At 57.5% G+C, this 2,717-nt stretch carries 4 protein-coding genes; all 4 read left to right on the plus strand.

All coding sequences use genetic code 11. The features are described from left to right. Positions 1-26: 26 nt before the first annotated feature. Positions 27-725 (plus strand): phage minor tail protein L, encoded by a 699-nt coding sequence (locus FTE26_RS08635; RefSeq protein WP_001152336.1) that lies wholly within the window; start codon positions 27-29, stop codon positions 723-725. A gap of 5 nt (positions 726-730) precedes the next feature. Continuing rightward, a complete protein-coding gene (locus FTE26_RS08640) occupies positions 731-1,474 on the plus strand; it encodes a C40 family peptidase (RefSeq protein ID WP_272457549.1) in 744 nt (247 codons plus the stop codon). After that, positions 1,372-2,019, plus strand: a complete 648-nt coding sequence (locus FTE26_RS08645) for a tail assembly protein (RefSeq protein WP_000741576.1) — start codon at positions 1,372-1,374, stop codon at positions 2,017-2,019. Before FTE26_RS08640 ends, FTE26_RS08645 begins: the two co-directional genes overlap by 103 nt. A 59-nt stretch (positions 2,020-2,078) precedes the next feature. After that, on the plus strand, positions 2,079-2,717 hold a 639-nt coding region (gene gpJ, locus FTE26_RS08650; RefSeq protein ID WP_442899511.1), incomplete at its 3' end, for a TipJ family phage tail tip protein.

The following is a 2,717-nucleotide window of genomic DNA, read 5'->3' on the forward strand; positions in this document are numbered from 1 at the left end:
AACAGGTCGTGGCATAGGAGGCTCTGATGCAGGATATTCCACAGGAAACACATCATGAGACGACACGCCTCACTCAGTCAGCCCTGGTGGTGCTCTGGGAAATCGATCTGACAGAGGTCGGTGGAGAACGTTATTTTTTCTGTAATGAGCAGAACGAAAAAGGTGAGCCGGTTACCTGGCAGGGGCGGCAGTATCAGGCATACCCCATTCAGGGGACGGGATTTGAACTGAACGGCAAGGGCAGTGCTGCCCGTCCGACACTGACGGTTTCTAACCTGCACGGCATGGTCACCGGGATGGCGGAAGACCTGCAGAGTCTGGTCGGCGGAACGGTGGTCAGGCGTAAGGTTTACGCCCGTTTTCTGGATGCGGTGAACTTCGTCAACGGAAACAGCGACGCCGATCCGGAGCAGGAGGTGATCAGCCGCTGGCGCATCGAGCAGTGCAGCGAACTGAGTGCGGTCAGTGCCTCCTTTGTGTTGTCCACACCGACGGAAACGGATGGTGCCGTTTTTCCGGGGCGCATCATGCTGGCTAATACCTGCACCTGGACCTATCGCGGTGATGAGTGCGGTTATCACGGTCCGGCGGTCGCGGATGAATATGATCAGCCGACGTCCGATATCACGAAGGATAAATGCAGCAAATGCCTGAGCGGTTGTAAGTTCCGCAATAACGTCGGCAACTTTGGCGGCTTCCTTTCCATTAACAAACTTTCGCAGTAAATACCATGACACAGACAGAATCAGCGATTCTGGCGCACGCCCGGCGATGTGCGCCAGCGGAGTCGTGCGGCTTCGTGGTGAGAACACCGGAGGGGGAAAGATATTTTCCCTGCGTGAATATCTCTGGTGAGCCGGAGGCGTATTTCCGGATGTCGCCGGAGGACTGGCTGAGTGCAGAAATGCAGGGAGAGATTGTGGCGCTGGTCCACAGCCACCCCGGTGGTCTGCCCTGGCTGAGTGAGGCCGACCGGCGGCTGCAGGTGCAGAGTGATTTGCCGTGGTGGCTGGTCTGCCGGGGGGCGATTCATAAATTCCGCTGTGTGCCGCATCTCACCGGGCGGCGCTTTGAGCACGGGGTGACGGACTGTTACACGCTGTTCCGGGACGCTTACCATCTGGCGGGAATTGAGATGCCGGATTTTCATCGCGGGGATGACTGGTGGCGTCACGGCCAGAATCTCTATCTTGACAATATGGAGGCAACGGGTTTTTACCGTGTCCCACTGACAGAGGCGCAGCCTGGCGACGTGCTGCTGTGCTGTTTTGGTTCATCGGTGCCGAATCATGCCGCCATTTACTGTGGCGACGGCGAGCTGCTGCACCATATTCCTGAACAACTGAGTAAACGAGAGAGGTACACCGACAAATGGCAGCGACGCACACACTCCCTCTGGCGTCACCGGGCATGGCACGCATCTGCCTTTACGGGGATTTGCAACGATTTGGCCGCCGCATCGACCTTCGTGTGAAAACGGGGGCCGAAGCCATCCGGGCGCTGGCCACACAGCTCCCGGCGTTTCGTCAGAAACTGAATGACGGCTGGTATCAGGTGCGCATTGCCGGGCGTGATGCAGGTGAAACCGAATTATCTGCCCGTCTTAATGAGCCGCTGGCAAATGGTGCCGTGATCCATATCGTGCCGCGTCTGGCGGGAGCTAAAAGTGGCGGTGTGTTTCAGGTGGTGCTGGGGGCGGCGTTGATTGCGGTGGCATGGTGGAACCCTGTGGGCTGGCTGGGTGCCGCGGCTGTATCGGGCATGTATGCGGCAGGGGCCAGTATGATCCTGGGCGGTGTGGCGCAGATGCTGGCACCGAAAGCCAGGACGTCCACGGCAGCCAGTACAGATAACGGCAAACAGAACACCTATTTTTCCTCACTGGATAACATGGTTGCTCAGGGCAATGTTTTGCCTGTTCTGTACGGTGAAATGCGTGTGGGGTCGCGGGTGGTTTCTCAGGAGATCAGCACGGCAGACGAAGGGGACGGTGGTCAGGTTGTGGTGATTGGTCGCTGATGAAAAACGTTTATGTGAAACCGCCTCCGGGCGGTTTTGTCGTTTATGGAGCGTGAGGAATGGGTAAAGGCAGCAGTAAGGGGCATACTCCGCGCGAAGCGAAGGACAACCTGAAGTCCACGCAGTTGCTGAGTGTGATTGATGCCATCAGTGAAGGGCCGATTGAAGGTCCGGTGGATGGATTAAAAAGCGTGCTGCTGAACAGTACGCCAGTGCTGGACACTGAGGGGAATACCAACATCTCCGGTGTCACGGTGGTGTTCCGGGCCGGTGAGCAGGAGCAGACACCGCCGGAGGGTTTTGAATCCTCCGGCTCCGAGACTGTGCTGGGTACGGAAGTGAAATACGACACGCCGATCACCCGGACCATCACGTCGGCAAACATCGACCGTCTGCGCTTTACCTTCGGTGTGCAGGCACTGGTGGAAACCACCTCAAAGGGAGACAGGAATCCGTCGGAAGTCCGCCTGCTGGTTCAGATACAACGTAACGGTGGCTGGGTGACGGAAAAAGACATCACCATTAAGGGCAAAACCACCTCGCAGTATCTGGCCTCGGTGGTGGTGGGTAACCTGCCGCCGCGCCCGTTTAATATCCGTATGCGCAGGATGACACCGGACAGCACCACAGACCAGCTGCAGAACAAAACGCTCTGGTCGTCATACACCGAAATCATCGATGTGAAACAGTGCTACCCG

Origin of the sequence: Escherichia sp. S10b, from assembly GCF_028421345.1 — a bacterium.
Taxonomy (GTDB): domain Bacteria; phylum Pseudomonadota; class Gammaproteobacteria; order Enterobacterales; family Enterobacteriaceae; genus ECMA0423.